The sequence below is a fragment of the Geodermatophilus chilensis genome (assembly GCF_002802985.1).
Classification (GTDB): domain Bacteria; phylum Actinomycetota; class Actinomycetes; order Mycobacteriales; family Geodermatophilaceae; genus Geodermatophilus; species Geodermatophilus chilensis.
This window is the reverse complement of sequence record NZ_NVPT01000016.1, coordinates 1-23,890: the sequence shown is the minus strand read 5'-3', so window position 1 is coordinate 23,890 and position 23,890 is coordinate 1. Positions and strand designations below refer to the sequence as shown.

Below are 23,890 nucleotides of genomic sequence, written 5' to 3'. Positions count from 1 at the left end.
CTGGTGCTCGAGCGCATCGAGGCCTTCCGGCGCCGGCGGCCGCGGCTCACCGACGAGGTCGTGACGCTGGCCCACGGCGCCGGGGGCAAGGCCTCGGCCGCCCTGGTCGACGCGGTCTTCCTCGAGGCGTTCCGCAACGAGGCCCTGGAGCCCCTCGGCGACGGAGCGCTGCTGCCCCTGCCCTCGGGCCACCAGCTCGCCTTCGCCACCGACTCCTACGTGGTGCGTCCGCACCGGTTCCCCGGCGGGTCGATCGGCTCGCTGGCCGTCCACGGGACGGTCAACGACCTGGCGATGTGCGGGGCGCGGCCGGCCTGGCTGTCGGCAGCGTTCGTGATCGAGGAGGGCTTCCCGGTGGCGGAGCTGGCCGCGCTCGCCGCGGACATGGCCGAGGCCGCAGCCGCGGCCGGCGTCACGGTCGTCACCGGGGACACCAAGGTCGTCGACACCGGGGCGGCGGACGGCGTCTTCATCACCACGGCCGGGGTGGGCCTGGTCCCCGCCGGGCGGCGGCTGGGCGCCGATCGGGTCCGGCCGGGGGACGTGGTGCTGGTGAGCGGCACCCTGGCCGACCACGGCGTGGCGGTGCTGCTCGCCCGCGGCGACCTGGACCTCGAGGCCGACGTCGTCTCGGACACCGCACCGCTGGCCGACCTCGTGGAGGTCCTCCTCGCCGCCGCGCCGGGCACGCGGTGGCTGCGCGACCCCACCCGCGGTGGGGTGGGCACCGTCTGCAACGAGCTCGCGGCGCAGGCGGAGGTGGCCGTCGTGCTCCAGGAGTCGTCATTGCCCGTCCGCCGTCCGGTCGGTGGAGCCTGCGACCTGCTGGGCATCGACCCGCTCTACGTCGCCAACGAGGGCAAGCTCGTCGCCGTCGTCCCGCCGGAGGAGGCCGCTCCGGCGCTGGCGGCGCTGCGGGCGCATCCCCTGGGAGCGGACGCCGCCGTGATCGGGCGCGTCGCCGCCGAGCCGGAGCGCATCGTGCTGCTGGAGACCTCGTTCGGGGGCAGCCGGATCGTCGACATGCTGGTCGGCGATCCGCTGCCCCGGATCTGCTGACGCGCTCGCCGAGGCGTCCGGCGATGACCGTGGCGCGGCGCCGCATCCGTGTCCGGGGCACCGTGCAGGGCGTCGGGTTCCGTCCCTTCCTCCACCGGCGGGCCACCGAACTCGGCCTCACCGGCTGGGCCGCGAACGAGGGCGGCGACGTCGTCCTCGAGGTCGAGGGTTCCGAACCGACCCTCGACGAGCTGGTCCGCACCGTGCGCGAGCGGCCTCCGCCCCTGGCCGCCGTCGAGACGGTCGAGGTGGAGTCCGTGGCTCCGGCCGGTGGCACCGGCTTCCGGATCGTGGCCAGCACGCCCGGTGCTGATCCCGACCTGCGGGTCAGCGCGGACGTCGCCCCGTGCGACGCGTGTCTCGCCGAGCTGTCCGACCCGCGTGACCGACGCTTCGGGTACCCGTTCACCAACTGCACCGACTGCGGCCCCCGCTACACGATCGTCCGGGCGGTGCCCTACGACCGCCCGGCCACCACCATGGCCGGCTACGCCATGTGCCCGGCGTGCCAGTCGGAGTACGACGACCCGTCCGACCGCCGGTTCCACGCCCAGCCGAACGCCTGCCCCGAGTGCGGCCCCCGCCTGACGTGGACCGCGCAGGGCGAGCCGGTCAGCGGTCCGGGAGCGCTCGCGGCCGCCGTGGCCTGCCTGTCCGGAGGCGGGACGATCGCGGTCAAGTCGGTCGGCGGCTACCACCTCGCCTGCGATGCCACCCTGCCGGCGGCGGTGGCCGGGCTCCGTGCCCGCAAACAGCGTCCCGACAAGCCCTTCGCCGTCATGGTGCGCGACCCGGCCGCCGCCGATGCGCTGTGTCTGCTCGACCCGGTGGCCCGCGCGATGCTGGCCTCGCCCCGGCGGCCGGTGGTCCTGGCCCCGCGCCGGGCCGGTGCCGCCGTCGCGGACGAGGTCGCCCCCGGCCTCCCCGAGCTGGGCGTGATGCTGCCGCCCAGTCCGGTGCACGTCCTCCTGCTCGCGGCCCTCGACCGGCCACTGGTCATGACCAGCGGCAACCTCAGCGACGAGCCCGTCGCCTGCGACGACGACGAGGCCCGGGACCGCCTGGGGCCGCTCGTCGACGGCGTCCTCGGTCACGACCGCCCGATCGCCGTCCGTGCCGACGACTCCGTGGTCCGCGCGGCCGGGGGCCGGCTGCAGGTGCTGCGGCGTGCCCGGGGGTGGGTGCCGCAGCCGGTGCGGCTGCCCGTCGACGCCGACCGGCCGGTGCTGGCCGTCGGCGCGCAGCTGAAGAACACCGTGGCGCTGGCCCGGGGCCGCGCGCTGGTGCTCAGCCAGCATCTCGGCGACCTGCAGCACTGGGCGACGTCCGTGGCCTTCGAGCAGGCGATCGAGCACCTGACCGGGCTGGCCCGGGTCCGGCCCGCCGCGGTCGCCCACGACCTGCACCCGGACTACCGATCGACCGCCTGGGCTCGTGACTCGGGGCTGCCGCTGGTCGGGGTGCAGCACCACCACGCGCACGTCGCCTCCTGCCTGGTCGAGCACGGCCGGACCGAGCCCGTGCTCGGCATCGCCTTCGACGGACTGGGCCTGGGTACCGACGGCACCCTGTGGGGTGGGGAGTTCCTGCTCGCCGACCTCACCGGCTTCCGGCGCGTCGGGCACCTGACCTCCGCGGCCCTGCCGGGTGGGGACGCCGCCGTCCGGGAGCCGTGGCGCACCGCGCTGTCGTGGCTGCACCGGGCGCTCGGAGAGGACGTGGCGGCGGGGCTCGGCCCGGCCCTGGACCCGCGGTGGGCGGCCGTGCTCTCCCTCGTGCGCTCGGGCCGCTCGCCGGAGACCTCCAGCGTGGGGCGGCTGTTCGACGCGGTGGCCGCCCTCCTCGGCGTCCGATCGCGGGTCAGCTACGAGGGGCAGGCCGCCGTAGAGCTCGAAGCGCTGGCGTGCACGGTCGACGGGGCCCGGGCTCCGGTCTATCCCATGGCGCTCGTCGACGGTGTGCTGGACCCCGGCCCTCTGCTCGGCCAGGTCGTCGCCGACCGGGCGCGCGGCCTCCCGCCGGCGCGGATCGCCGCCGGCTTTCACGCCGGTCTCGCCGCGTCGGCCGCCCAACTGGCCTGTGGGCTGGCCGGCGCGCACGGGGTCGACACCGTCGCGCTGACCGGAGGGGTGTTCCAGAACGCCTACCTGACCGAGCTGCTGACCGAGCACCTCCGCCGCGCCGGCCTGCACGTGCTCCTCCACGAGGAGCTGCCGTGCAATGACGGCGCCCTCAGTGCGGGTCAGGCGGCCGTAGCAGCTGCCCTCCTGCGCGAGCCGGGGACCGCCCCGGAAACGATCTGCGGCGAGCCACTCGCCAAGTCGACGACTCGATCACGGTCGCCGTCCTCATGACCCCACGGCCAGACGGCCACCGCCGGTGGGACACCAGCCTGGTAAGCAGTGCAGGCTGACCTCCGCCTCGACCGATGGGCAGGGCAAGAACTGGCGCCGTGTCTTCCCGACATCGTGACTCGCGACCGGGCGTGTCCTGCAGACCACCTCAGGCGGTCGTCGTCGGGTGGGACGGCGTCGAACGATCCCGGGCGGACGATCGTGTAGGGCCCGCCACTCCCCGAAGGACGCGCTCGGAACGGAACTGCTTGACCACCCATTTTGACCATTTCGGTCCGTGCCCCGGCCTTCGTCCATGTGTGCGCTCGTTCCGTATCCCGTCTGAGCTGCGTAGACGGGCTGGAGTGAACCGCTGTGGACTCGCGGCCGACGTCTGGGGACAAGCGATCATGGGCGGTCGTGAACGCGTCACTGCTCGTGACAGTGGCGGCCGCCACAAGCATGACCCTGCCGCGCGTGCTCGGGAACGACGGTCAGCGAGATGCCGACTCCGGCGGCCAGTCGACCACCGCGGGCCGACACTCTCGCCGGGCTCAGCGTCTGTAAAGGCGGCCCCGACCCCTGGGCTCAGCGGCCGGAAGCCTGAGCCGGTCGCGGGCGGCTCTCTCGACCGCGCCGACATGGGCTCCGCATGCACGACTCGTGGAACGCAGGCGACTGGGTTTCGGGGATCCGCTGTAGCCCCAGGTGGTAGTTGTGGCCTAACGATTCTTGGATGGCTCCAGCCAAGGGTCGTGGCAGGCTCTCAGCTGGCGTGTCGCCGCTGAGCAACCGGGAGACAGACGAGCTGGTCCAGGAGATCGCGCTGCATCGCGAGACGGCCTTGATGCTGGAGCAGCGTGCCAAGCTGGCCACCGAGCGCGAACCGACGGTGCTGCGGCGCCGCGCCGATCAGGGTTGGCCACTGGCCGACCGCTTGTATCAGTACATGCGGGGCGGGCCGGAGCAGCACTCCCAGTTCTGAGCCGCACGGTGAACCTCCGCCGCAGCTCGATGCCGCACGATACTGTTCCGGTAACCGGGGGTTATGCCGCGCCCAGCTCAAGTTGCCGCCTCGCATCCAGCCCCGTTGTGTTCGGGTACGGCGCTGAGTCGCGGCGCCTGGAGGGGGAGCACAGCATGCCGGGTGTGTGGCTGGTCCAGGCGGCGGACGGCACGGAGGAGCGGATCGAGGCGGGCATCCTGGCCACCGAGGGCGGCGCGCTGGTCGCACTCTCCCTGGAGGGCGTCCTGACGCGAGCATGGGCGCCTGGGCGCTGGCAGACGGTGCGGCTCCTCAGCGGGATGGAGGCGCATCCGGCCGGCAAGGGCAACGACAGCGACGTCGTCGTCGGGCTGCACTCGGCCTGATCGAGGCCAGCGCCCCCGGCGGTCAAGGGAGCCCGCCGGGGGCGCTCTGTGGCCGGGGCGCACGTCCAAGCTCCGGTTCGTCGCTCATGGCGCCCAGCACACCACCGCGGGCCGACAGTTCGCGGCCCGAAGAGAGCATGGCGGCCCCATGGTCTCCCCCGCGCACCCCGGCACACGCCGGTCCGCACAAGACCGGGGTGTTGGATGTGGCAGCGCCCCCGCCCGGTGTGGGGCGAGGGCTCAGGTTCCGGCGCTGGTCGAGTAGCTAGCGGGTGAACCGTCCCCGGTCTCGTAGCGGGTCCGAATCCACGGGAGAGTGGAATCGTGCCTGCACCGAGGAAGTACCCCGACGAGCTGCGTGAGCGGTCGATCCGTTTCGCCTGCGACCTCGTCGACGGCCCGGAGAAGCTGAGCGTGAACTCCGCCTGCCGACGGGTCGGTGAGCAGCTGGGCATCCAGCCGGACACGCTGCGGAACTGGGTCAAACAGGCCCGCGTCGACGCCGGCGCCGAGCCGGGACTGACCATCGGCGAGCGGGCCCGGCTGCGCGAGCTGCAGCGGGAGGTCCGCGAGCTGCGCCGGGCCAACGCGATGTTGAAGACGGCGTCGGCCTTCTTCGCGGCGGAGCTCGACCGCCCACAGCGGTGATCGTCGACTACATCGACGAGCACAAGGAGGAGTTCGGGGTCGAGCCGATCTGCCGGGTCCTGCGCGAGCACGGCCTGCAGATCGCCCCGAGCACCTACCGGTCGGCCAAGACCCGCCCGTCTGCGGCCCGCGCGCAGCGGGATGCGGTCGTCCTCGAGCGGATCCGTGCCGTGCACAGCGACCGCGAGATCGGCCGGGGGCTCTACGGCGTGCGCAAGGTGCACGCCCAGCTGGGCGGCGAGGGTGGCGTGGCCGGCCGCCCGGTCTCGCGCCGCCAGGTGGAGCGGCTCTTGCGCGCTGAGGTCCCGCAGGGAGCCCGCCGTGGCCGGGTCGTCCGGACCACCCGGCCTGGTGCGGCGGCGGCCCGGCCGCCAGACCTGGTGTAGCGCGACTTCACCGCACCGGCGCCCAACCGCCTGTGGCTGGTGGACTTCACCTACGTGCCGACCTGGTCGGGCATGGCGTTCACCGCCTTCGTCTCCGACGCGTTCAGCCGTCGCATCGTCGGCTGGCGCACCTCCTCGGCGATGCCCACCGAGCTGCCCCTGGAGGCACTGAAGATGGCCCTGTGGACCCCGGGAACGAGCAGGTGAAACGTCACTGGCGTGATCCAACACAGCGACGCCGGTAGTCAATACACAGCGATTCGCTACCAGGCCCGCCTGACCGATGCCGGCGCGGTCGCCTCGACTCGAGCTCGGCACGTTGTCCTGGGTGCACTGGTTCAACACCACCCGCCTGCACAGCGCCCTCGACCACAGGCCGCCAATCGAGGTCGAGCAGGAGTACTACCGTTCCATCACCGCCGAGCAGCAACCGCTGCCGGCATAATCACCCCGCTACAGAACCGGGGACGGTTCACTGCCAAGCGCCGTATCACATAGGGCGGGGATGACGAGCCGAGGTCCCGGCGGCCGGCTGCTTGACCACTGGGTTCGGCTACTCAACCCCCGTGGGGACGTGGCAACGCAGGGTTGCCCCTTGCTTGGGGCTCATCGGCATGAGCGGTTCCGCAATCGGGCATGGCAGGGCAGGTGACCGGTTCGACTGACTGGAAGAGCCACCTGGAGCACCTGCCTCTGGAGGCACGCTTGAAGGCCATTGCCGTGTTCGAGCTCGCCAGTGATCGGGCGGCCGGTCAGCCGGTGGAGGTCGCGGCGTCGACTCTGCGTGCGGCGGCTACGGCGGAGGGCCTAGACGTCGCCCAGCCATGGATCGACGCGGCGGCCGCGTGTATCAGTGCGAAGGGGGATCGGGCTTGATGGTCTCGGGTCGCAGCGCCTGCTGGATGTGTCGGCGTAGTCGTTGTGCCCAGGCGCGGTGCCGGGCGGCTCGGCGTTGAGGTGCGGCGGCCCGGGCGGGCGCTTCGTCGGCGAAGGCTTGGAGTTCCAGCATGGCCACGGTCTCGTCATGCAAGATCATCTGGCTCTACTGTTCTGAGAGAGGTGGGGCGACAGATGCAGCGGTGATGTCCTGCCGGCGGTGCCCCGCCGCGGAGCGTGTCTTGCCTATGTCTTGGCGGCCGATGAGCGCTTCGGCGTCTGGGGCGTACCACGCCAGACGAGCGGCGCGCCCTGCGCTGGTCCTCCGACGACTGACCACGGGTGTGCCGCAGGCCTACCGTCAGCCGAACTATTTCATGCGCCAGCCTGACAAGTGACCGACCCTCAGGGCTGTGGCGGGGGGCGCCGTGTGGGCGGCCTGCTTGAACGTACGTGGGCAGGTAGTCCCTGAGCCGCATGCCGCCCGAGCTCGTTGTCACGAGCTCGGTGCCGTCCTGGGGTGTCGATGAGCCGAAGCACGCGTACGGCGATCTCCGCCACGGCGGCCGCGGGATCGGTGCCCAACGCGGACCCTGTGCCGCGTCCGCGCGCCGCGACCGGGGTCGGCCGCGGCCGCCCTGGTCGCGGCGAAGTCCGCGGTGGAGGGGACCTCGACGACCGCGGGAGCCCGGGACGTCCGCGCCCTCGTCGGCCACACGAGCCGTTCTTCTCCGACGGCTATAGCAGGCTCCACGTGCGAAGGGCGGTGCGGGGGAGGGATGGGCCCTACAGCGTTGCCAGGAGAAACGACAGGACGAAGCCGCCCGTCGTGCTCAGCGCCACGAGCGGGCCGCCCTTCTCGTAGGCCTCCGGCATGAGCGTGTCCGCCAGCGACGCGAGCACGGCGCCGGCGGCAAACGCGAGCGGTAGGGAGATCGTCGTCGGATCGGCGGCCGACAGCGGTCCGGCGCCCACCGCGACTGCGAGCGCGAGCAGGACCCCGGCGGCCGTCCACGTCCCCAGAACAAACGCGGGGGAGCGGCCCTGTGCGCGCATCGAGGCGCTGCCGACCAGCGCCTCGGGCAGGTTGGAGACGAAGATGGCCGCCAACAGGGCGAGGCCGCCGGTTCCCTCGCCGAGGGAGACTCCCAGCGCGACATTCTCCGGAACACCGTCGAGGGTGACGGCCGCCAGCAGGGCGAGGCCCGCGGTGCTCTTGGCCGAGGCGGCGGTCGGCGGGCGCTCCGCGGCGGCGGCGTCTTTGTCCAGTTTGGGGCTGCCGCCCTCCGTGGCGTCAGGGGAACCGCCGTCGTCCGGCTCGGCCCACCGGTCCAGCAGGGCGCTGAGCGTGGTGAAGACGACGGCACCGACGACCATGCCGAGACCGGCGCGCCATAGGCCGCCCTGCTCGAAGGAGTCCTCGAACAGCTCGAACGCCAGCGCGGTGATGAGCGCACCGGAGGCGAAGGCGAGCAGTGCCGCCAGCAGGCGTTCCGGCAGCCGGGCGCGCAGTCCGATCCCGGCGCCGATGAGCAGGGCGCTCGACGCGACCGCGCCGAAGAGCAATGCCACACCCACGGGGGCCGCTTACCCCTGCGACCGCGGCCACTACCTCAGGATGATCGGTGACTGTCCCGCGATGCCGTACTCCCTGAACAGCGCGCAGATCATCATCTGGGCGGTCCTGGCCGTGGTTGCCGGCGCCCTTGTGGGCGCCGCCTCTTCTGGGTCGGGCGCCGGGACCGCCGGGGTGCCGTCGCCACGGCCGCCGTCATCGGCCTACTGGGCCGACGCCTACCGGCGCTGGCCGACTTCCCCCGCAGACGCCCCCGGTCGTGGTCGCCTTCACCGTGCTCGCCGCCCTGGCCGTCCTCGGGGTGGCCATCCGCTCATCCCGCCAGCTCGCGGCTGTCGCCGCCTGAACCTCCCCATGACACTGTTCGGTTTCAGCCTCGATCCCAGCCCGGACTCGCGGCGGGATGCGCCGTCCTCGCTCATGGCCCACCTCCACGGTCATGGCCCACTGTTGCGGCCTTGCCCACCCCGGCCGCCGGGAAAGTCGCGAGGAGCTCCTCGGTCTTCTCCTGCGGCAGCCGGAACCCTGCGTGGTGAACCGAACCCTGGCGGCAACGGCCGCGCGGACCACCTGTCACGGGTGACGGTCACGTGCCGAAACGGCGTGGAAGCGCCCTGTTGCCGTTGCCGGTCTGCTCGATAGCGTCGGTCGATATCCGAGACCAGGAGGCCCTGTGTCTGCGTCCGTCGCTTCCCCCGACGAGCGAGCTCCCGAGCCGGTCCTTCTGCCGGAGGCCGCCGAGGTGGTCGCCCTGCCGTCCGTCCGCGGCGTCGCCGGCGGCCTGGTCGGTGCGCTCGCCCGGCCGCGCCCTCTCGCTCGGGAGACCGTCCGTCTCGGCCGGGACTTCGCCGCGATCCTGCGGGGCACCGACCGGCTGGCGCCGTCGGAGCAGGACGAGCGCTTCGCCGATCCGGCGTGGCGCGAGCACCCCGGCTATCGACGGCTGGGCCAGGCCTATCTGGCGTGGGGTTCCTCGCTGGCTCGGTTGGTCGACCAGTACGAGGCCGAAGGCGCCGACTGGCGCGCGGTCGAGCGGGCCCGATTTGCACTGAACGCGCTGATCAGCGGCATGGCGCCGACCAACACGCTGCTGGGCAATCCGGCGGCGCTGCGGCGGGCGATCGACACCGGCGGCCGCAGCGTCCTGCAGGGCGTGGGGCATCTGGTCGAGGATCTGCGGCACCACGGCGGGCTGCCCGCGCCGGCCGACCGATCGGAGTTCACCGTCGGCCGGAACCTGGGGGCGACCCGAGGGGTGGTGGTGTACCGCGACGACGTCATCGAGCTCCTGCAGTACCAGCCGTCCACGGAGCGGGTGCGGCAGCGTCCGCTGGTGGTCGTGCCGCCGCCGATCGGCCGCTTCTACTTCCTCGATCTGCGGCCGGGGCGCAGCTTCGTGGAATACGCCGTCGCCCAGGGGCTGCAGGTATTCCTGATCAGCTGGCGCAACCCGACGCGCAAGCACGCCGGCTGGACCCTTGACACCTATGCGGAGCGCATCCGCCGGGCAATCGGGGTGGCCCGGGAGATCACCGGATCGCCGGATGTGAACGCCATCGGCTTCTGCGCCGGCGGAATCCTGCTGACCACGCTGCTCACCCATCCCGCCGCGATCGCCGACCACAGCGTGCACAGCGCCGGATACGCCGCCACCCTGCTGGACTTCGCCACTCCGGCGCCGATCGCGGCGTTCGCGGGGCGCCGCCTCGGCGCCGGCCGGCGCGTTTCCCGGCCCCGCGGGGTGATCCCCGCGCGGACGATGCAGTCGACCTTCAGCTGGATGCACCCCGACGAGCTGGTGTTCGGCTCCCTGGTTCACCAGTGGCTGATGGGCGAGGACCCACCGGCGTCGGACCTCCTGGCCTGGTACGCCGACGGCACCAACCTGCCGGCCGCGCTGCACGAGCAGTTCCTGCAGAGCTTCCGGGACAACACGCTCCTCCGGCCCGGCGCGATGACAGTGCTAGGCACCCCGGTGGATCTGGCCGAGATCACGCTGCCCACGCTCGTCATCGCCGCGGCCGACGACCACCTCACCCCGTGGACCGGCTGCTACCGGACCACCCAGCTGCTCTCGGGCCCCGCCACCTTCCTGCTCAGCTCCGGCGGCCACCTCCAGAGCCTGGCCACCCCGCCGGGCAACCCGAGGGACTGCTACTGGACCGGCGGGGCCCCGGGGCCGGACCCAGAAGACTGGCGCGCCGCGGCCGAGCGGCACACCGGCAGCTGGTGGCAGGCCTGGGCGCCGTGGACCATCGAGCGCTCCGGCGACGAGGTGCCCGCGCCCGTCGAGCTCGGCAGCGACCTCCACCCGCCGCTGCAGCCCGCGCCCGGTTCCTACGTCCTCGACCGGCCGCCCCCCTGATCCGCACCCTCCGCGGCGGGCAGGTCCGAATCGCAGCGACGCCCTCGCCAACGTCAACCGGCGCAGCGGCAGTCGGGCGGCAGCGGCGGGACGGCCGCACATTCCGGCGCTCGCCCCGCACCGTGCCGGTGGCCGCACCGGCTCGATGACCGCCAGGCACGCCCAGCCAGGCTCCCCGGCGGGCAGGAGACAGCAGGCCATGAGGATCACCGTGGTGGACCGTCCCGACCTCGCCCGCTTCGAGCTGCGGATCGACGATGAGGTCCTCGGCTGGGCGAGCTATCACGTGGCTGACGACGCCATGACCCTGCCCTACACCGAGATCGACCCCACTAGGCACGGCCGGGGGCTGGGCACCATCCTGGTGCGCGGTGTCTTGACCGCCGCCCGCCAGCGCCGGCTGCGGGTGCGGCCCTACTGCCCCTTCGTCCGCCACGTCCTGCGCACCCATCCCGCCGAGCTCGACCTGGTCGCCGCGGCCGACCGGTCGATGTTCGGGCTGCCGCCCGCCCAGCCGGACCAAGCCTGAAATCTGATCCAGGAACCGGCCGTCCGCGGGACGACGGGGCGGACCATCTGGGCACGCTGGCCGCCGCGTACCGGCTCCGTGGAGTGCCGCCTCCCTGACCCGGGTCCGCGGTCACGGGGCGGTGAGGTCGGTGAGGATCTCGGCGCCGTGGTGGAAGCCGAGCAGGTGGCCCGCCCCGGGCAGCACCCGCAGCTGCGCCGTGGGCATCTCGGCGGCGAGCAGCCGGGCGCCGGGCAGCGGAGCCTGCCAGTCGGCGCGGCCGTGCCAGAGCTGCACCGGTCGAGGCACCTGGCGGACGGCGAATCCCCACGGTCGCCGCAGCAGCGCCCGGTCGTACGCCCCGGGCCGCCAGCCCTGGCGCAGCCCTCCGCGAAGGTCTCCTCCAGCGTCTTGCGCACGTCGGGCCGGTCGAGCAGCTTCCGATCGGGCGGTCCGAGCCGCCGGCGCAGGTAGGAGGCGAACAGCGGCGGGTGCAGCGCCGCCGGGCCCAGGACGGGCAGCGAGGCGGCTGTCGACAGCCGGCCGGGGCGCAGCAGCAGCGAGCGGAGGGCAGCCGGCACGGGCGGCCAGGGCCACGGCACGTCCGGCGGTGGGCTGGCGCCGACCGCCGCGATCCGGCGGACCCGGTCCGGCAGCGCGCGGGCCAGGGCCAACGCGTACGGCACGCCGGCGGACAGCGCCAGCACGAGGACCTCGCCGAGGCCCAGGGCATCGAGCACCTGTCGGGCGTCGGCCGGTCAGTTCACGATTCGCCGCCGCGGCGCCGAATCCGACCGGCCGGAGCTCGGGCGGTCGATCCCCACCAGCCGCACCCCCAGCCGGCGGCACTCCTCGCCGTCCGGGAAGTAGCGCTCGCGCCGGCTGCTGGGCGCGCCGTGACAATTGACGACGGGCACGCCGTCCGGGTCCCCGAACTCCGCGTACGACACCCGCCGCCCGTCCGTCAATCGGACGCTGCCTTCCCGAAACGGCGCTCCGTGCGGCGTTCCTACCCTCGCCGAACGGTTGCCGGCGACGGGGTCACTCCCGCGACGGACGTGGCGCCGGTGAGGTGGCGCAGCTCGGCGAGCATCACCTGCGGGTAGTGCAGCGGCAGGAAGTGGGTGCCGGCCAGCTCACGGTACCGGGCGGCCGGCAGGGTGCGGGCCGCCCGGCGCAGGTCGGCGGTGTCGACGAACAGGTCGTAGCGGCCGGCCAGGAAGGTCACCGGGCAGCGCACGGCCGACACATCCAGCGGCGCGTGGGCGGCGACCGCGGCGACCAGGCGCCGATACCACCGCCAGTCGTGGTCGGCGAACTCGCGCAGCACCGCGGTCAGCGCGCCCAGAGGCGCGCCCTCTCTCGCCGCGCCGCCCGAGGCGGCCAGCCACAGCGCGTCCTCCCACGCGGTCAGACCCGCCGCGACCGGCGGCAGCAGCGGCCCGATCACCGGCAGCCACCAGCTGCTGAGGTGCCCGATCCGGGTTCGCAGCGGCCGCGGCACACCGAGCGGGGCGAACAGGGAGGAGAAGCTGCCGCCGGGCACCCCGGCGACGGCCAGCACTCCGGCGACCCGCGCCGGGTCCTGCAGGGCCAGCTCGAACGCGACATTGACCCCCAGCGACCAGCCCACCAGAGTCGCCGCGCGCACTCCGAAGGCGTCCAGCACCGCGCGGGCGTCGGCGGCGTGATCCTCCACCTGCACCCGTTCCCGGTCGGCAGGACGCTGCGAGCCGCCGAGGCCGCGGTAGTCCCAGCTGATGACCCGGTAGCCGCTGCCTCGGGCGACCAGCCGGGGCCACGCCGCAGCCGGGGCGCCCAGCCCGTTGCACAGCAGCACCGGGGTGCCGTCGCCGTCGTTGCACCAGGCGCGGATGCTGGTTCCGTCCGCGCTGCGGACCTCGCGGCTGCTCACCAGGACAGAACGGCGTACGGATGCGGGACAGGCAGCGGCACCCGCGCGAATCTACCGAACCGGCTCCGGCCCGCCCCGGGCACGCCGCAGCCGCCGGCAGCGGGATCGGCCTCCGCACGAGGCTCCAGCGTCCGGTCAGCCCACCGTCTCGGCCCCTCCGTCCCGCGCATGGCGCACAGCGGCGAGCCACCTGCCGGCGCCATCCACACCGGTCGACAGGGTATGGAAATCGGTGCCCGCCCCTCCCACAGCTGACGACCAAGGCGACAGCGAGCGTCACCCTCACGACGGAGATGGCGGTGTCGAAGATGCGCCATGCAGAGAGCGGAACTACTCCGCAACCCCACGCGGCTTCTTCGGGGAGGGGGGCACGGATGCCGTCCCGCCGCTCCGTAACGCCCCCCTGCTGTGAAAACCACCGGGGGCTGTGGCGGGAGGTGCGGGTGCTGAGGCAGGAAGAGTGGCTGGGCGACGTGAATGGGGTGGTCTAGATGCGGTGGTCGGGATCGGGCGGCGGTGTCGGGCCGGTCGGCTATCTCGCCTCGCTGTTCCCTGCCGACCCGGCCCCGGGCGTGCCGGGCGATCCGGGCCTGTTCGGGCCGGGCTCGGAGGTCTGGCGGATCGGCCGGGAGCGGGTGCTGCTGGCCGCCGGCCCGGCCGCCCTGTTGTTGCAGCTGGCCCATCCTCTCGTCGCCGCCGGCGTCGGGCAGCACAGCGGCTTCCGCGCGGATCCGCTGCACCGGCTGCGCGCCACCCTGGACGCCACTCTCACCGTCGTCTTCGGCGACCGCGGACAGGCCGCCGCCGCAGCCGCCCGGGTTCGGGCGCGGCACCGGCATGTCGCCGGGCGCATCGGCACCGCCGTCGGCGGCTTTCCCGCCGGCACCGCCTACCGGGCTGAGGATCCGCAGCTGGCGCTGTGGGTGCACGCCACCTTGGTGTGGACGGCGTTGGAGCTCTACGACGGGTTCATCGCGCCGCTGACCCTGCAGCGCCGGGCCGGCTATCAGGCGGAGATGTCCCGATTCGGCCGGCTCTTCGGCGTGCCGGAGGAGCTGCTGCCGCGCAGTCATGCGGATCTCGAGCGCTACGTGCGCTGCATGGACGAGGACGGGGTGCTCGAGGTCGGCCCCCAGGCGCGGGCGCTGGCCGGGGAGATCCTCTCCGCCGGCGCCTCAGGGCTGGCCTGGCCCCTGAACATCGGTGCCGGTGGGCTGACCGGCGTCCTCGCGGCCGGCTTGCTCCCGCCCCGGCTCCGTGCCGGCTACCGGCTGAGCTGGGGTTGGCGGGAGCAGCAGGCATTCTCCGCCGCCCGCCTCGTGACCCGAACCGCGGTGCCCGCCCTACCTGCGCACGTGCGCTACTGGCCGCACTACCTGTCCGCCCAACGCCGCCTGCAACCGCTGCTTCGTTAGGCATTGTCTTCGGCGAAGTCGGGTCACGGCGTGGGATGAGGCAGTGTCTGACGATCTGCCCCGGACACGCGCCATCGCGGCACAGCACGAGAGTCGACCGTCCCTCTGCCGGCCGGTCAGCCTGCGGACGCGGCTGTGGCCACCGCCGGGCATCGTCCGTAGCCTTCGGAGATGGCCGACGCCGAGGAGCGTCGGGGCTTCCGGCCCGACGTCGAGGGTCTGCGGGCGGTCGCCGTGCTGGCCGTGGTGCTCTACCACGTCGAGGTCCCCGGCTTTCCCGGTGGTTTCGTCGGGGTCGACGTCTTCTTCGTGGTGTCGGGCTTCCTCATCACCGGCCTGCTGTGGCGGGAGGTGGAGGACACCGGCTCGGTGCGCCTGGCCCGGTTCTACGGTGCCCGCGCCCGGCGCCTGCTGCCCGCCGCCGTGACGGTGCTCGTCGTCGTCGCGGTCGCGTGCGCCTGGTTGCTGCCGCCGCTGCAGGCGCGCAGCGTCTTGGGTGACGTGCTCGCCAGCGCTATCTACGCGGGCAACTACCGGTTCGCCCTCAGCGGGACCGACTACCTGGCCGCCGACGAGCCCTCGTCGCCGGTGCAGCACTACTGGTCGCTCGGTGTGGAGGAGCAGTTCTATCTGCTGTGGCCGGCCCTGCTGATCATCGTTGCGGGGACCGCCGGCTTGGTCAGCTCCCGGGCCAGACGGCGCCGGGCCGCGCAGGAGCGCCGCTCGGTGGTGCCGTTGCTGGTGGTGCTCGCGGCCGTCGCCGCGGCGTCGTTCGCCCTGTCGGTGCACTGGACCCGCACCGCACCGCCGTGGGCCTTCTTCTCGCTCCCGGCGCGTGCATGGGAACTGGCGGTCGGCGGCCTGGTGACCCTGACCGTCTCGTGGTGGCGCCGGCTGCCGCCGGCGGTGGCCCGACTGGCGGGGTGGACCGGCCTGGCGCTGGTGGTGCTCAGCTGCGCGCGGCTCGGCGCCTCGACTGCGTTTCCCGGGCCGGCCGCGCTGGCTCCGGTCCTCGGCGCCGCGCTCGTGGTCGGAGCAGGGTGCGCGCTGCCTCGGGGAGGGGTGGGCGCTGCGCTGTCCGTCGCGCCGATGCGGCTGATCGGGCGGTGTTCGTACTCCTGGTATCTGTGGCACTGGCCGGTCCTGGTCCTGGCGCCGTTCCTCCTTGGACACCCGCTCGGCCTGGGCGGCCGACTGGCAGCCGCTGCGCTCAGTGGGGGCCTGGCGGTGCTCACCCTGCACGCCGTCGAGAACCCGCTCCGGTTCGCCGCGACGCTGCGGCGGTCGGCCGGCCGCAGCCTGCTGCTCGGCGGCGGCGTCACGGCGGCGGGGGTCGCGGCGGTGCTGGTCGTGCTCTCCGTCGTCCCCGTCCCGGTGGGGCCGGGCGTTGCGGCGCGGGCACCGGGAATCGGGGACCCCGAACCGCCGGAGAGCGGTGTCCCAGCGAGCTCCACAAGCCCCACCCTGCCGCCGGAGCAGGCGGCGGTGCAGGCCCTGACCGCGCAGGTCCAGGCGGCCGTCGCCGGCTCGGTGGAGATCCAGGCCGTCCCCTCGAACCTGACCCCGCCCCTGGCCGGGGCGGCGGCCGACCGGCCCGCTCCGTTCCGGGACGGGTGCGTGCTGACGTGGACGGCTGTGGGCGTGGACACCTGCACCTACGGGGCGACGGAGGCCAGGACCACGGTGACCCTGATAGGGGACTCCCATGCCGCCCAGTGGGAGCCGGCCCTCGAGCAGGTCGCCCAGCAGCGGCAGTGGCGACTGGAGACCCTCGGCAAGGTCACCTGCCCCCTGCTGGACCTGCCCATCACCAGCCCCTACCTCGGCCGGCGCTACACCGAGTGCGAGCAGTGGCGCTCCCAGGTCCTGGACCGAATCCACGCCGATCCGCCCGCGGTGGTGGTGCTCGGCATGACCCGCCGCTACGGGCTCGACTTTGGTTTCACCGTGTACGGCCCGCAGTGGCTCGACAGCCTGACGCGCACGGTGGCGGACCTCCGCGCCACCGGAGCGGTCGTGCTGGTGCTGGGACCGGTTCCCGATCCGCTCACGAACGTCCCCCGCTGCCTGTCCGGGCACCTCACGTCAGCAGCCGCCTGCGCGCCCGACCGCACCCGCGCCGTCAACGACGGCGGCATCGCCGCCGAAGCGGCGGCGACGGCGGCAGGCGGCGGCCACTATGCCGACCTGACCTCCCTCTTCTGCACCGCGACCCGGTGCCCTTTGATCGTCGGCAACCAGCTGGTCTACCGCGACGACAACCACCTCACGGTCGGCTACGCCCAGTGGCTCACACCGGTGCTGGCAGCAGCGGTCGACCAGGCGATGGCCGGACGCTGACGAGCACCACGGCCATGCGACCTTCCTGCGAGTCGGTTGCACGATGGCCGCGCCACTCCACGACCGGGTGCAGCCGATGCTCCGGCGAGGTGACGCTGAGCGGCCGCTTCTCAGGTTGAGGTCATCGGGCCCACGCCAGCTCCTCAGGAGGCTGACCGAGGAGAATCTGGAGGAAATTGGAAGCCTGCTGAGAAGGCTCGCGGACACCAGCACGCGGCGGCACGGCCCGTTGGTCACCCCTGGTCCACAAGGTCGGCGTGCATCCACAGATGAGGGACGGCGTCGCCCGTCGGGCTGCTCCTCGCTGCTACACAACCAGGTGCCTCCGATGCAGCAGCGGTCAGCGGGCTGGCAGCGGTTCACGGTCGAGCAACGGGGTTCCGGCGATGGCCAAGCCACGGCGACGTCAGGCGGGCGAGGGCAGCATCAGTGAGTACACGACCAAGGCCGGCCCGCGCTTCCTGATCAAGTTCACCGCCCAGCGGGAGGACGGGACGAAGCGCGTCATTCTCAAGCGGGGCTTCAAGACCAGGAAGGACGCCGCTGCGGCTCTGCGCGCGGAGATCCGCACGTCCGAGGTGGGGGAGTGGGTCGAGCCGTCGAAGCAGCGCCTCGACGCCTACCTCGCCGAGTGGGTGCAGGGGCAGCGGCTCAGTCCCGCCACACTGGCCTCCTACCGGAAGAACATCCGGCTGCACATCGAGCCCTACCTCGGTGCGCAGCCGGTCGCCCGTCTCACCGGCTCGGCGGTCGACGCGTGGATGCAGAAGCTCGAGGCGTCCGGCCGGGCCGACGCGCAGGGCGGCCTCTCCGCCCGCACGGTGCGCTACGTGTACACCATCCTGCGGTCGGCCCTGGGCGGCGCGGTCAAGCAGGGGCGCCTTTCCGTGAACCCGACCGACAGGTCGACACCACCGAGCCCGTCGGAGGCCCGCCCTCCGGAGATGCAGGCCTGGACCGGGGCCGAGCTCGGCCGGTTCCTCGGCTGGGCCCACGCCGAGGACCGGGACCTCGCCATGGGCTGGCGGCTGCTCGCGGCCACCGGGATGCGCCGCGGTGAGGCGCTGGCCCTGCGCTGGCGGGACGTCGACCTGGACGCCGGCCGGCGCGCGGTCCGCCGCAGCGCCGGCGTTGTCAAGGCCAGGGGCGCCGGCGAGCGCCTCGTCGAGGGGCCGACCAAGACGGGCCGGTCCCGGGTCGTCGACCTGGACACGGGCACCGTGGCTGCGCTTCGTGCCTACCGGGCAGCTCGGGGCCTGCTGGCTCTCGACCTCGTGCGCGACTCGGCGCTCGTGCTCAGCAACCTGGACGGCACCTATCGGCACCCCGAGCGGTTCTCCCGCCGCTTCGCCGGCCAGGTCGTCCAGGCGCGTAAGGCGCTGGGGGAGGAGCGACTGCCGGTGATCCGGCCGTACGATCTGCGCCACACCCACGCCACCCTGCTGCTGGCCGACGGCGTGCCGGTGAAGGTCGTCTCGGAGCGCCTGGGCCACGCGAGTGCCAGGATCACGCTGACCGTCTACCAGCACGTGCACCCCGGCATGGGGCGCGAGGCGGCGGACCGTTTCGGCGCGCTGCTGGAGGGCTGACCGGCAACGAAGTATCACGAGGGCCTCAGAGGCCTCTTCAGCGAAACACCCCGGGCACCTGACCTGCAGGAACACCGGGGCGATGAAGTGAGTCTTCCCAGTAGCGGCTGGGCCAGGTCGGTGATCATGTGGTCCGGCCGTGCTGGTGATGGAGGAGAACAAGGGCGGCGGCGGTGATCGCGCCGACGCGCCAGGGGCAGAGGCTGACCCGGCGCAGCGCCTTGAAGGTGGTCTTGAGCAGCGAGTTGCCGCGTTCGGCCGGGGCGCGGGTGGCGGCGTGCAGCAGGTTGACGGTGCGCTGGTCGTCGGTCAGCGGTGCGTCGGTGGTCTTCTTGATCGGCGTGGTCAGCGCCGCCCGCTCGCCCTCGTAGCCCAGGTCGGCCAGCACGGCGTGGGTGTCGTCGGTCCACTCGGTCAGCAGCGGCCACGCCTCGGGGTGGCCGCGCAGGGCGGTGGTGTCGTGCTCACGGCCGGGCCGCACGCCCGAGGTCCACAGCGGCCAGCCGTCCGGGGCGGCGAGGACCTGCACGTTGCCGCCGTGCGCGGCGTGCTTGCCCGACCACCACAGATCCACTCGGCGCTCGGGCCGGTCGGCGCGGGCGGTCGGCCCGGCGACGCGACACCGATCGGTACGGATCAGCGTGCCGTCCACCGTCACATGGGAATGGCCGGCGGCGCGGGCGGCCAGCAGCGCTCCGCGCAGCCCCGGTGCGGCGGCGGCGAGGACGTCGATGCCCTCGTGCAGATACCGGTAGGCCGTGGAGCGGCCGATCCGGTTGTCGGCGGCCAACTGCGCCAGCCGGGTGCCGTCGAGAAACCAGCGCAGCACCAGCACCGCCTGCCGGTAGCAGCCCAGCGCCCGGCGGCGGCCGCGGGTGCCTCGACGCCGCCGCTCGGCGGCCAGCAGGCCCGACACGAACTGCACGGTCTGCTCGGCGACCGGAAGCACGGCGGTGTAGGTGACAGGATCGGACACGCCCACGACCTCGGATGGGGAAGACGATCCGTGAGAAGACGTCCCTCCTACCGAGGTCCTGCGCTTCCTCCCGTCACCTCGCGCTCGTCGGCGTGTCCTGTCCGACCTGCCAGCCACCCGCTACTGGGAAAGGCTCAGTGCGAACAGGGCCGGGTCCATGTCAGCTTCCCGTTGCCAGGTCGTCGAGGACAGCTCGGAGTTCCGCCTCGCCGAGGGAGCCGGCGAAGGTCTCGACGTCTCCTGAAGGGTCGACGAACACGAACGCCGGCTGGGACACGATGCCGAAGCGGTTCCACAGCTCACCGTTCTCGTCGACGAGGTGGGTGAGGGAGCCGGTCCCGGTGTCGGCCACGAACGCCTCCATCGAGGTGCGATCCCCGCGCCCGGCCACCCCGATCACCTCGACCCGCCCCGTGTACTCGGCGGCCACCTCGGCGACCTCTGGAGCCTCCGCCCGGCAGATGGTGCACCACGGCGCCCAAAACCACAGAACCGCGGGACGGCCCGCCAGCCGGCTCCAGGAGAACGGCTGCCCGTCGAGCGTCTGGCCGCCCAGGGCGTCAGCCCCGACGGCCGCCGGGCCGGCACCCCGCGCACTCTGTGCGTCAGGAGGGGCTGCCCCGGCCGAGGTTGCGGTGGGTCCGGCGCTCGGCGAGCAGGCGGTCAGCACGACCACCGCCACGACCACCGCCGGACCGAGCAGGCGGTGACGGACGGACGCTCGTGCCCGCCCCTCAACGGCCATGATCGGTAGCCCCCTCCAGGTCGTGCGCGGATTCCTCGTCCCAGGCCGCAAGCAGTTCCTCGGCCGAGGGGTTGCCCAGCCAGCGGACTCGCCCCCCGAGCACGTAGGCCGGCGTGCCGACCACGTCCGCCCGGCCGGCCCCGGCGGCCAGGCGATCTAGATCGATCACCTCGACCGCGGCCCCCGAGCGGAGCCGGCGGAGCTGGGCGATCAGCTCCCGGGTCCGCAGGCAGCTCGGGCAACCCGCGCTGACGTAGACCTGCAGCCGCGGAGCCCGGCCGAATGCGGTGGTCTGCCTGCGCGCGCCCTCCCGCGCGGCTGGCACCTGGGCCCTCAGGCCGGTCGGCGGCGCAGCATCGCGCCCGCGACGAGGCCCAGCACCAGCCCGAAGATCACGTGGCCGAGCAGGCTCATGAGCGCCATGTCGTTGATGGCGAAGAGCGGCATCCCGAGGAACGCGGGCATCAGCAGCAGCGGCCCGACGACCCACAGGAGCACGCCGTACACGGCGCCGAGAAGCACGGCCCTGCCGAGGCCACGCAGCAAGCCACCGAGCAACACGGCGAACGCCGCGCCGAAGAAGGCGGAGATCGCCAGGTGGACCACCCACCCGACCGCTGCCGAGCTGCTCCCCACCAGCTGGGCGATCATCCCCATCATCCCCATGAACTGCATCATGGCGCCGAAGATCACTCCGCCGGCGAGGCCACCGACTACCCCGGCAATCACCCGCTGAATGAGGGCCGCCTGTCCCGCCCCGGCTGTCGTTCCAGCAGTCGTCGCGCGCATCGTCGTGCTCCTCTCCGGCGGGCGTCGGTCACCCGCTGGACCGGACGCTAGGGAGGAGCGCTGCGCCGATCTGTGTGCCAGGACACACTTCAAGCATCCGGTGGGTGCGACAGTGAGCCCGACGGGCGGGTTTCTACGCCGGGCTGACGGGGGCGAAGAAGCGGTGGGAGGGGCGAGAAGCATCGTGACGGCCGAGGCCGGCGGAGCGGCCGTGCCATTCTCCAGGACGCCCGTCTTCTGCCTTTCGGAGGTCGAGGTCTTCCAGGACCTCAGCGAGCAGGAGATGGTTGACCTCGCCGCGCGCGCCCATGCGGACGGTCGCCGCGGGGACCCTGCTCTGGTCACCCCACGAGCCGCAGAAGGTGCTGTTCATCGTCAAGGCCGGCTCGGTGCGCATCTACCGGATCTCACCGGAGGGGAGGCGCGTGACCTTGGCCGTGCTCGGCCCCGGAGCGCTGTTCGGGGAGATGGAGCTGATCGGCCAGCGCATGGGTGAGGGGTTCGCCGAGGCGCAGGAGCCCAGCGTGCTGTGCCTGATCAGCGAGTACGACGTCCGCACGATGCTCCTGTCCGACACCCGCATCGTGACCCGCATCGTCACGGGGCTGGGCCGGAGGCTCGCCGAGGTGGAGCAACGGCTCGCCGACACCGTCCTGAAGACCGCGCCGCAGCGGGTGGCCGCAGTCCTCTGCCGCCTGGCCGCTGCGGCACCGGAGTCCGGGCTCTTCGCGCAGCGGGGGTCCCACATCCGGCTGACGCACGAGCAGTTGGCCGAACTGGTGGGCACCACCCGGGAGACAGCAACGAAGCTCCTGGGTGAGCTACGGGGGGCCGGTCTCGTCACGCTCCGCCGGGGCGAAATCGTCGTCCTGGACGTGGAGGGGCTGCGAGCCGTCGCCGAGCAGTGGGATTACGGGCGCCCTCGCCCTTCGAGACACGGAGGGGATTGAGGCGGCAGGATCATCGCGCCCATGCACGGGACTGCTTCTTCCGCTATCCGACTTCGGATCCCGTCGTGGATGCCGTCCGAGCTTGGCCCGGTTCTACCCGAGTCCCCGAGTGCCGTTTTCGGAAGCGCGACCCGGTATGGGTCTCGCAAGGCCCCGAACATGGAAGCGCCCCGAGTTCCTTACCTGCAGGGATCCCGGGGCGGTGCGGTGTCCGAGGGGGTGTCTGAGTTCAGGACATCGTGCACAGCTGTCGCGGGACATCCTTCACAGGCCCTGTCAGATGGTCTGTGTAAGAGCTCGGGATTGCGAGTCGGCCGCGGAGCGATGTCCTCGCGCTCTGCCGACGTATCAGCCTGCTTGGCGAGGCCTCGGCGTCGCGAAGGGTTGCGTTTCTCCCGCCGCAGGAGATGTCGGTTCGGCGTGGCCGACAAGTGCATCGGGGTCGACATCCTCATCGCCATCCTCTGCGCTGACGGTCGCACTCCACTCGAACCTGCTCTGGCCGCCCCGTCCCGGAACGTGGGTGGGGCCGTCGACACGGAAGGTCGTCCAGTCCGGGGTGGACCCGATAGCGCCGGCCATGACGCGGAGTTGCCCACGGAGCTCGGCGCTCGCTTGCTCCCGGTCCTCGGTTGGAAGTGACGCAGCCGCCCTATAGAGCATCCGGAACTCCTCGTGGACAAGGAACACGACCCCGCTTCGACTGTCACGTCATGTCTTCGTATGAGGTCCGGCCACCGGATCACCTGACCTCCGGCAACACGCCGGCGGCGCTGGCTTACTACGCCGAGCGGAACGCCGCCGTCGCAGTCCGGTGGCCATCCTCGGGGCGGTCCTGCGCGGCGTCCGGTGACGCTAGGGCGTGTCCGACGACTCCCTCTGGAAGTGATGGAGCCGCCATTGATCCAGGAACTCATTCGTCAGGCTCCGAGAACGGCGCCCCGAACGACCAGCGCCAGGCCGACCGTCAACACCAACGCCGCCGTGAGCAGCGGCGCAGTCCGGGCGATTCGCCGCAGCGGGTTCGATGAGCCGGTCACAGTCAGCCGTCGGCTCAATCGGTCACGCATGTGAACGAGCGCCAGCCCGACAGCGGTCAGCGTGGTTGCCATGCCCAGCCCGTAGGCGACGACGAGGAAGACACCGAACACAGTCCGTCCCAGGCCGATCGAGGCGAGGAGGACGACGAGCGCGGAGGGGCTGGGCACCAGCCCGCCGGCGATGCCCATCCCGACGAGGCCGCCGCGGCCGGATCGGTGACCGTGAGCGTGCGGCGCGTGGGTGTGCCCGCCTGGGTGGTGGCTGTGCCGACCCGACCACCAGGCGCGCACGCCACCATCAACGTGGTCGTGGTTGTCCGCGTGCAAGTGGTCGTGATCGTGCGGGTGGTCGTGATCGTGCGAGTGATCGTGACCGTGCGAGTGGTCGCGCGTCCGGACGTCCGTCGCACGGACGTGGGGACGGGTGCCTACTCCGGCGCTCACGAGCGCGCCAACTCCGACGGCGAGCGGCGCGTCCTCGACAACGGCGGCGTCGTCCGACCGGCGGGTGCGCACGGCTCCGCGGAGCATGAGGGCGCCGATCGATGCGACGAGCGCGCCGCTGACGACACCGAGCCACCGCAGCACCTGGTCACCGGCGAAGGAGCTCGACAACGAGACGGCCAGGCCCAGGACGAGTACCCCGACCGTGTGGGTGGCGGTGACCGTCGCCCCGACCAGGACAGCGTCCCGGGAATGGCCTCGCCGGCCGGCTAGGTACGCGGCCATGACGGTCTTGCCGTGGCCGGGCAGCAGCGCGTGGCCGCACCCGAGGAGGACGGCGAGGCCGACGGCCAGAGCGCCCACGAGCGGCGTCAGCCGGCCGTCGCCGATCATGGTCTGCAGGCGGCGGTCGAGGGCGGCCATCGCGGACCCGAACGGGTCGCTGGACGACGGGGCGACGGCGCTCGCGCCTGCGGCGGTGTTCTCGCCGGGCTCCGTCGCCACCTCGAAGGAGCGCACGTCGAGCGGCGAGGCGAGCAGGTCCTCGGGGTATGTGCGCAGCTCG

23 protein-coding genes and 1 other annotated feature are annotated in these 23,890 nt (G+C 72.9%); of the genes, 13 read left to right on the top strand and 10 right to left on the bottom strand.

What is annotated here, in order from left to right:
* The first annotated feature begins 3 nt into the window (after positions 1 to 3).
* From hypE to CNO22_RS30040, 7 genes are all read left to right on the top strand, one after another.
* On the top strand, positions 4 to 1,059 hold the full coding sequence (gene hypE / locus CNO22_RS04385) for a hydrogenase expression/formation protein HypE (RefSeq protein WP_232806783.1): 1,056 nt from the start codon (positions 4 to 6) through the stop codon (positions 1,057 to 1,059).
* Between the two features lie 23 nt (positions 1,060 to 1,082).
* Positions 1,083 to 3,413, top strand: a complete 2,331-nt coding sequence (hypF, locus tag CNO22_RS04380) for a carbamoyltransferase HypF (protein ID WP_100498131.1) — start codon at positions 1,083 to 1,085, stop codon at positions 3,411 to 3,413.
* Between the two features lie 754 nt (positions 3,414 to 4,167).
* Complete coding sequence (locus tag CNO22_RS04375) at positions 4,168 to 4,377, top strand: hypothetical protein (RefSeq protein WP_100498130.1); 210 nt, start codon at positions 4,168 to 4,170, stop codon at positions 4,375 to 4,377.
* Positions 4,378 to 4,532: 155 nt separating this feature from the next.
* Positions 4,533 to 4,763: a hypothetical protein gene (locus CNO22_RS04370; RefSeq protein ID WP_100498129.1), complete on the top strand. Its 231-nt coding sequence runs from the start codon at positions 4,533 to 4,535 to the stop codon at positions 4,761 to 4,763.
* A 324-nt stretch (positions 4,764 to 5,087) separates the two neighbouring features.
* Complete coding sequence (locus CNO22_RS30050) at positions 5,088 to 5,411, top strand: transposase (RefSeq protein ID WP_408609690.1); 324 nt, start codon at positions 5,088 to 5,090, stop codon at positions 5,409 to 5,411.
* Positions 5,372 to 5,500 (top strand) — a sequence feature (AL1L pseudoknot). (Overlaps the previous gene by 40 nt.)
* Positions 5,408 to 5,797, top strand: coding sequence for an IS3 family transposase (locus tag CNO22_RS30045; protein WP_408609689.1), 390 nt, complete (start codon positions 5,408 to 5,410; stop codon positions 5,795 to 5,797). Its footprint overlaps the feature before it by 93 nt. Before CNO22_RS30050 ends, CNO22_RS30045 begins: the two co-directional genes overlap by 4 nt.
* 39 nt (positions 5,798 to 5,836) lie before the next feature.
* On the top strand, positions 5,837 to 6,004 hold the full coding sequence (locus tag CNO22_RS30040) for a DDE-type integrase/transposase/recombinase (RefSeq protein WP_408609688.1): 168 nt from the start codon (positions 5,837 to 5,839) through the stop codon (positions 6,002 to 6,004).
* A 643-nt stretch (positions 6,005 to 6,647) separates the two neighbouring features.
* Here CNO22_RS30040 and CNO22_RS28115 read toward each other — a convergent pair.
* On the bottom strand, positions 6,648 to 6,833 hold the full coding sequence (locus tag CNO22_RS28115) for a hypothetical protein (RefSeq protein WP_198588097.1): 186 nt from the start codon (positions 6,831 to 6,833) through the stop codon (positions 6,648 to 6,650).
* Positions 6,834 to 7,459: 626 nt separating this feature from the next.
* Entirely contained in the window at positions 7,460 to 8,251 is a 792-nt protein-coding gene (locus CNO22_RS04355) for a ZIP family metal transporter (RefSeq protein ID WP_198588096.1), read from the bottom strand.
* A 671-nt stretch (positions 8,252 to 8,922) separates the two neighbouring features.
* On the opposite strand from CNO22_RS04355, the gene CNO22_RS04350 reads away from it, so the two are divergent.
* Positions 8,923 to 10,614: a PHA/PHB synthase family protein gene (locus CNO22_RS04350; RefSeq protein WP_100498126.1), complete on the top strand. Its 1,692-nt coding sequence runs from the start codon at positions 8,923 to 8,925 to the stop codon at positions 10,612 to 10,614.
* A gap of 199 nt (positions 10,615 to 10,813) precedes the next feature.
* A complete protein-coding gene (locus CNO22_RS04345; protein ID WP_100498125.1) occupies positions 10,814 to 11,143 on the top strand; it encodes a GNAT family N-acetyltransferase in 330 nt (109 codons plus the stop codon).
* A gap of 111 nt (positions 11,144 to 11,254) precedes the next feature.
* On the opposite strand, the gene CNO22_RS27460 is transcribed toward CNO22_RS04345, so the two are convergent.
* From CNO22_RS27460 to CNO22_RS04335, 3 genes are all read right to left on the bottom strand, one after another.
* Positions 11,255 to 11,419, bottom strand: coding sequence for an alpha/beta fold hydrolase (locus CNO22_RS27460; protein ID WP_157936795.1), 165 nt, complete (start codon positions 11,417 to 11,419; stop codon positions 11,255 to 11,257).
* A 461-nt stretch (positions 11,420 to 11,880) separates the two neighbouring features.
* The gene (locus tag CNO22_RS04340) at positions 11,881 to 12,072 is read right to left on the bottom strand and encodes a hypothetical protein (RefSeq protein ID WP_100498124.1); all 192 of its coding nucleotides are present in this window, start codon (positions 12,070 to 12,072) and stop codon (positions 11,881 to 11,883) included.
* 59 nt (positions 12,073 to 12,131) lie between these two features.
* The gene (locus tag CNO22_RS04335; protein WP_100498123.1) at positions 12,132 to 13,037 is read right to left on the bottom strand and encodes an alpha/beta fold hydrolase; all 906 of its coding nucleotides are present in this window, start codon (positions 13,035 to 13,037) and stop codon (positions 12,132 to 12,134) included.
* Between the two features lie 491 nt (positions 13,038 to 13,528).
* Here CNO22_RS04335 and CNO22_RS04330 point away from each other — a divergent pair, with 491 nt between their 5' ends.
* From CNO22_RS04330 to CNO22_RS04320, 3 genes are all read left to right on the top strand, one after another.
* The gene (locus CNO22_RS04330; RefSeq protein ID WP_100498122.1) at positions 13,529 to 14,452 is read left to right on the top strand and encodes an oxygenase MpaB family protein; all 924 of its coding nucleotides are present in this window, start codon (positions 13,529 to 13,531) and stop codon (positions 14,450 to 14,452) included.
* Between the two features lie 171 nt (positions 14,453 to 14,623).
* Positions 14,624 to 16,792 (top strand): acyltransferase family protein, encoded by a 2,169-nt coding sequence (locus CNO22_RS04325; RefSeq protein WP_100498121.1) that lies wholly within the window; start codon positions 14,624 to 14,626, stop codon positions 16,790 to 16,792.
* Positions 16,793 to 17,178: 386 nt separating this feature from the next.
* A complete protein-coding gene (locus CNO22_RS04320; RefSeq protein ID WP_198588095.1) occupies positions 17,179 to 18,381 on the top strand; it encodes a site-specific integrase in 1,203 nt (400 codons plus the stop codon).
* Between the two features lie 124 nt (positions 18,382 to 18,505).
* Here CNO22_RS04320 and CNO22_RS04315 read toward each other — a convergent pair whose 3' ends face one another.
* From CNO22_RS04315 to CNO22_RS04300, 4 genes are all read right to left on the bottom strand, one after another.
* Entirely contained in the window at positions 18,506 to 19,330 is an 825-nt protein-coding gene (locus CNO22_RS04315; RefSeq protein WP_100498160.1) for a transposase family protein, read from the bottom strand.
* 187 nt (positions 19,331 to 19,517) lie between these two features.
* Positions 19,518 to 20,102: a TlpA family protein disulfide reductase gene (locus tag CNO22_RS04310; protein ID WP_100498119.1), complete on the bottom strand. Its 585-nt coding sequence runs from the start codon at positions 20,100 to 20,102 to the stop codon at positions 19,518 to 19,520.
* A complete protein-coding gene (locus CNO22_RS04305; RefSeq protein ID WP_198588094.1) occupies positions 20,092 to 20,427 on the bottom strand; it encodes a glutaredoxin family protein in 336 nt (111 codons plus the stop codon). The genes CNO22_RS04310 and CNO22_RS04305 overlap by 11 nt, the downstream gene beginning before the upstream one ends.
* Before the next feature lie 8 nt (positions 20,428 to 20,435).
* Positions 20,436 to 20,891 carry a DUF6789 family protein gene (locus CNO22_RS04300; RefSeq protein ID WP_100498118.1) on the bottom strand — a complete coding sequence of 152 codons (456 nt, stop codon included), beginning with the start codon at positions 20,889 to 20,891 and terminating at the stop codon, positions 20,436 to 20,438.
* 287 nt (positions 20,892 to 21,178) lie between these two features.
* Here CNO22_RS04300 and CNO22_RS04295 point away from each other — a divergent pair, with 287 nt between their 5' ends.
* Positions 21,179 to 21,841: a Crp/Fnr family transcriptional regulator gene (locus CNO22_RS04295; protein ID WP_198588093.1), complete on the top strand. Its 663-nt coding sequence runs from the start codon at positions 21,179 to 21,181 to the stop codon at positions 21,839 to 21,841.
* Between the two features lie 920 nt (positions 21,842 to 22,761).
* Here CNO22_RS04295 and CNO22_RS04285 read toward each other — a convergent pair.
* Positions 22,762 to 23,890: nickel/cobalt transporter (locus CNO22_RS04285; RefSeq protein ID WP_232806782.1), on the bottom strand; the 1,129-nt coding region annotated here is incomplete at its 5' end.

What these genes read in the sequence shown, in the direction of transcription:
- hypF (WP_100498131.1), top strand. Translation starts at nt 1,083, where the DNA reads ATGACCGTGGCGCGGCGCCGCATCCGTGTCCGGGGCACCGTGCAGGGC.
- CNO22_RS04370 (WP_100498129.1), top strand. Translation starts at nt 4,533, where the DNA reads ATGCCGGGTGTGTGGCTGGTCCAGGCGGCGGACGGCACGGAGGAGCGG.
- CNO22_RS28115 (WP_198588097.1), bottom strand. Translation starts at nt 6,833, where the DNA reads ATGATCTTGCATGACGAGACCGTGGCCATGCTGGAACTCCAAGCCTTC.
- CNO22_RS04345 (WP_100498125.1), top strand. Translation starts at nt 10,814, where the DNA reads ATGAGGATCACCGTGGTGGACCGTCCCGACCTCGCCCGCTTCGAGCTG.
- CNO22_RS04330 (WP_100498122.1), top strand. Translation starts at nt 13,529, where the DNA reads ATGCGGTGGTCGGGATCGGGCGGCGGTGTCGGGCCGGTCGGCTATCTC.
- CNO22_RS04325 (WP_100498121.1), top strand. Translation starts at nt 14,624, where the DNA reads ATGGCCGACGCCGAGGAGCGTCGGGGCTTCCGGCCCGACGTCGAGGGT.
- CNO22_RS04320 (WP_198588095.1), top strand. Translation starts at nt 17,179, where the DNA reads ATGGCCAAGCCACGGCGACGTCAGGCGGGCGAGGGCAGCATCAGTGAG.
- CNO22_RS04310 (WP_100498119.1), bottom strand. Translation starts at nt 20,102, where the DNA reads ATGGCCGTTGAGGGGCGGGCACGAGCGTCCGTCCGTCACCGCCTGCTC.
- CNO22_RS04300 (WP_100498118.1), bottom strand. Translation starts at nt 20,891, where the DNA reads ATGCGCGCGACGACTGCTGGAACGACAGCCGGGGCGGGACAGGCGGCC.